A 4061-nucleotide genomic window follows, 5' to 3' on the forward strand; every position below is an offset into this window, starting at 1 on the left:
GGGGGGGGGCCGCCCCCCCCCCGGGGCGCCCCCCCGAGATAGCCCGCGCGCGGGTGAAAAAAAACATGAAAACCAAGACACCCCCATTCGCGCCCCCCTTCCGCCCCCCCGGGGACACGGCCCCCCGCCCGGGCAGCCCAGGCGCGGCTACTGGCCGGGGTCCGGCCCGGCGTAGGCCGATGAGCGGAAGATGCGCGGGAACGCCCGGGAACCGTGCCGCTGATCGAGCCAGGCGGTCAGGCCGGACAGGTCCCCGCTGATCATCGCGGCCACGATCAGGCCGTGCAGCGCGCCCGCGTCGGCCCTGCCCATCTCGGTCAGGAAGTACTGATAGCGCGCGCCGACACCGTGTTCGTAACCGGCCATCGCCAGGTGGAAGCGGGTGGCGATGCCGGGCTCCGCCTGGTCGAAGTCGGACGACTCCAGACGGCCCGTGGTGTCGCGGAAGGCCAACCGATCGGGCGGAGCGATCCGCTCGGCCAGGTCGAGCCGGTCGGCCACCGTGGCGGCGATCGTCCGGGCCTCCCGATCGGTCGCCCCCTCCATCACGATCCCAAGGTTGCGGGTCGAGACGGCATCCTCCTGGTCCCGCGCCGAGTAGGTGCTCCCCTGCGGGTCTCGCCGGTTGATCCCGTACCGGCTTCGGACCACGTGCCCGTCCTGGAACCGGTACTCCCGGAACGACCCCCAGTGCAGGCAGTCATGTGCGTAGGAGCGGAGCAGGTCAAGCGCCACCAGTTCGGGCGATGTCAGCCGGGGGTCACTCAGCCGCCCGTACCTCGTGATCACGGAGGCCATCTGCTCGTGCCGGTAGCCCTGGTTCGGGTGGTGGAACCCGCCGAACGCGTCGGGCTGGGTCGAGCGCACTCCAACCCACACTCGATCGATCGGCAGGAGCTGGTTCAACCCCAGCTCCCGGTAGCGGTCGGCCAGGAGGGCCGCCCCCTGCCGGAACACCTCTCGCGCCGACTCGTCCGCCCAGGTGTCCAGCACCCAGTGCAGCAGCGAGAACGTCACGTGCGGGTGCGCCTGGTCCAGTGCCGCCGTCGCCCGTCGCGCGGCGAGCAGGTGCGCCAGTTCCGCGCGCTCGGCCAGATCTCCGGCCAGGTGCTCGTTTGGCCCCAGGCAGGAGGGGGCGAGCGAGCGGCCGAGGGTCAGAAGCGCTGACGGCTGATCAGCTGCCGGTGCGAGTCCTGCACTCCCTCGGGAAGATTGTCCGGTGAGAACCATCGGGCCTCCAAGATCTCAAACGATGCGACCCTGATCCGTCCGCTGACGTACAGCGCCTCGTAGGCGACTTCGACGCGCAGCTTGTATCCGCTCTTCAGGTGCGCCAGTTCGCACACCTTCACCGTGAGTCCGGTCTCCTCCTGGACCTCACGGATGATCGTGTCTTCGAAGCTCTCGCCCTTGTTGGCGTAGCCGGTCGGCAGACCCCACTGCCGACCCTCCGGCCACATGCGGTGCTTGAGCAGCAGCACCCGGCCTTCCTCGTCGCGGACGATGCCCGTGACCCCGACCATGAACTTCGAGTGCCACAGCCACAGCACGCGCCACTGCATCGGGCCCCGGATGATCCGCCAGAGCTTCGCAGCGATCTTCTTCATGGGTTTCGCCCCTTCATTTGTGGCCACTCCCGCACGCCGCTCGCACGGTCAGCCCACCATCCCGCACCTCACCCCACCGACGCCAAATCCCGTGATCATCAGACCAATTGGGGCGCGTCAGTGCTGGTGCCGGTGCCGCCCTCGCTCCGCGCTCAGCGCCACTTGCCGGGCCCCCTCGGCCGCCACCGGGTCGGGCGGCTCCGGGGTGCTGGGCAGGTCGGCCGGCGCGGGGGCGTAGAGGTCGAACAGCAACCACGCGGCGTGCTCCTGCAACGGCTTCTTGCGCTGCTCGGCGCGGACACGGGTGGCGCTCACCGCGTACTGCTTGCGGGTGTCTGCCTGCATCAGCCACAGACGGGCGTGGTAGGCGTCCGGGAAGGCCAGCAGCACCGATCGGCCGGACAAGTCCGGAAGCGTGCAGAACTCATCCAGGACCACATCCCGCAGGACGTGAGACCCCGCAGCCTGCACGACGTTGTAGCGCATCACCATGCCCGGCTTCGGCTCACCGGACACCGCCAACTCGGCGCTCGCCGTCTCCCCGCTTTGGTGCGAACCAGTGGACCTCACGACAACGGACATACCTGGCTCCCCTTCGCTTGGCTTCGTGGAATGAGAAGCCAGGCTAGGGGGATTCCAGACAGGGACTCAACGGTATTCCCGCTATCGACTAAAGATCTTGCGATATCCCTCGATAGTGGTCAGCCCACTCCCCCAGCTTGACCCGAGCCTCCTCACCCCAGAGCGAATAACCCTCAAAGGTCCGGAACTCATTCAGGTACTCCTGAATATCCCGGGGGTCGCGAAATACGAGCGCACCCGTCGATACCTCAACGGTAGCGAGAGACTCGTCATAGACGGTGAATACGTTCAACGGTGCCCAAGGCATGTGACCGGCCATCGGAATAACCCCGAGGCGCACATTCGGCAACCGGGAAACAGAGATCAGTCTGTCGATCTGCATCGCCATGGCTTGCTGGGACACAAGGGGCCAGCGGCAAGCCTGCTCGGTCAGAATAAAGTTGAAGCGCTTGGCCGACTCATAGAGGACGGCCTGCCGCTCAAGCTTCTTGGCGATAGCCTTCAAGTGGTCACCGGGAAACGGGGCGAGGCTGGCTCGAATGTACTCGGGTGTCGCAATAAGCCCGGTGATCATGGTCGGCAGGAAGTATCGAAATTCATCGGTGGTACGTTCAAGCGTCGCCAACTCGACTTGCTTCTTTTCGAGCCCCTTCCTTCGCAGGGCCCTCGCATCCTGCCACTCCGTGTTGGCGATGCGGGCAAGTGCCGTGACGTGGGCAATGAGGTCAGGCGGCGCGTCCAGCGCCCGCAGGATCAGTTCAACGTCAACCAGCGACGGCGTGACCTTGCCAGTCTCGATCTTGGAAATCTTGGACTGCGACATGTTGACACGCCGAGCGAGCTGGACCCCGGAGAGTCCAGCTCGCTTGCGAAGCTCTTGAAGGATTGCCGCCAGGTCCGAGTTCGATTGACCTAGCTCTTGCGGATCAAGCGCCAATGCCCTTCACATACTCCTCGAAAGGCACCGATTCAGCGATTGCAATCCGCTGATACTCGACGAACGGGCTCACGTCGCCCTCGAACACGGTGCGGTCGATCTGCGTTCCGTCGGGCAGGTAGTTCATGAGCACCACCTCCCTTTTGTCGAACATCCAATAGTCCGTGACGCCGGCCAGTGGATTAGGGCGATCCGTGACGTCCATGATTCGAATGTCCTCTCCCGCCCAGGCATGCGGCAGGTAATACATGAACTCGTAGCGCAGGTACTCGGAGAGCGGTCGCGTGACAATATGAACGCGCCCCTTGGACTTCCCCTCTCGGCGCACCCGCCTGAGGTCGTCCGTGTAGTCGTTGGAGTGCGCATGCGGGTCAATTCGCTCACCCGCCTGGTAGGCCCGCAGCTCCTCGATCTCCTGCGGCACGTTGTAGGCCGGGAGAGTTTCCAGGCGCCATGCCTCCGTCTTGAACTCCCGGAACCGGGCCTGCCAGGCGTCACCATCCAAGCGCACGGACAGCCTCCCGAAGAACACTCTCGGGGATCTCCACGAGCCCTTCGCCGGTGGGCGGCGTGAAGGCGTCGGACACCTCTCCCTGAACCACGAACGTCCCCCGCTCGGTGCGGTACACGTTGGGGCAGTCGTTCTGGTTGCACTCCCCCGAGCCACTGCCGTTGCCCGTGTTCGTCAGCCGTGTGAGACCCGACCTGTCGTCCATCTCAACCCCCTTGAACTGCGGCCCGACTTGGACCGCCCGGCAATGACGCTAGAGATCCCTTGGGTACATGTCTATGACAGGACAGAAATATTCCCGTGTTGGACTAAGGATCATGGTCGGGCGACCCAGAAACGACGAAAGGCCCCGGCCGCCCCCGGGAGTTGGCGGGCGGGGCCCCGGGGGTGCGGGCGGGCAGAGGGGGGTGGCCCCACGCTGGGG

At 65.7% G+C, this 4061-nt stretch carries 6 protein-coding genes; all 6 read right to left on the minus strand.

The annotated features are described in order from the left end of the window. Positions 1-147: 147 nt before the first annotated feature. Positions 148-1017, minus strand: a complete 870-nt coding sequence (locus ACFV6I_RS09135; RefSeq protein ID WP_380424045.1) for a hypothetical protein — start codon at positions 1015-1017, stop codon at positions 148-150. Positions 1018-1154: 137 nt separating this feature from the next. After that, complete coding sequence (locus tag ACFV6I_RS09140; protein ID WP_380424046.1) at positions 1155-1607, minus strand: NUDIX domain-containing protein; 453 nt, start codon at positions 1605-1607, stop codon at positions 1155-1157. A 117-nt stretch (positions 1608-1724) separates the two neighbouring features. After that, positions 1725-2189: a hypothetical protein gene (locus ACFV6I_RS09145; protein ID WP_380424047.1), complete on the minus strand. Its 465-nt coding sequence runs from the start codon at positions 2187-2189 to the stop codon at positions 1725-1727. A gap of 88 nt (positions 2190-2277) precedes the next feature. Next, positions 2278-3126 (minus strand): Scr1 family TA system antitoxin-like transcriptional regulator, encoded by an 849-nt coding sequence (locus ACFV6I_RS09150; RefSeq protein WP_380424048.1) that lies wholly within the window; start codon positions 3124-3126, stop codon positions 2278-2280. After that, positions 3116-3637 carry a DUF6879 family protein gene (locus tag ACFV6I_RS09155; RefSeq protein WP_380424049.1) on the minus strand — a complete coding sequence of 174 codons (522 nt, stop codon included), beginning with the start codon at positions 3635-3637 and terminating at the stop codon, positions 3116-3118. The genes ACFV6I_RS09150 and ACFV6I_RS09155 overlap by 11 nt, the downstream gene beginning before the upstream one ends. Continuing rightward, positions 3621-3842 carry a hypothetical protein gene (locus ACFV6I_RS09160; protein ID WP_380424050.1) on the minus strand — a complete coding sequence of 74 codons (222 nt, stop codon included), beginning with the start codon at positions 3840-3842 and terminating at the stop codon, positions 3621-3623. The genes ACFV6I_RS09155 and ACFV6I_RS09160 overlap by 17 nt, the downstream gene beginning before the upstream one ends. Between the last annotated feature and the right edge of the window lie 219 nt (positions 3843-4061).

Source organism: Kitasatospora sp. NPDC059803, from assembly GCF_042732255.1.
GTDB lineage: Bacteria > Actinomycetota > Actinomycetes > Streptomycetales > Streptomycetaceae > Kitasatospora.

Coding starts and splice junctions, on each gene's coding strand:
- ACFV6I_RS09140 (WP_380424046.1), bottom strand. CDS start 1,607: ATGAAGAAGATCGCTGCGAAGCTCTGGCGGATCATCCGGGGCCCGATG.
- ACFV6I_RS09145 (WP_380424047.1), bottom strand. CDS start 2,189: ATGTCCGTTGTCGTGAGGTCCACTGGTTCGCACCAAAGCGGGGAGACG.
- ACFV6I_RS09160 (WP_380424050.1), bottom strand. CDS start 3,842: ATGGACGACAGGTCGGGTCTCACACGGCTGACGAACACGGGCAACGGC.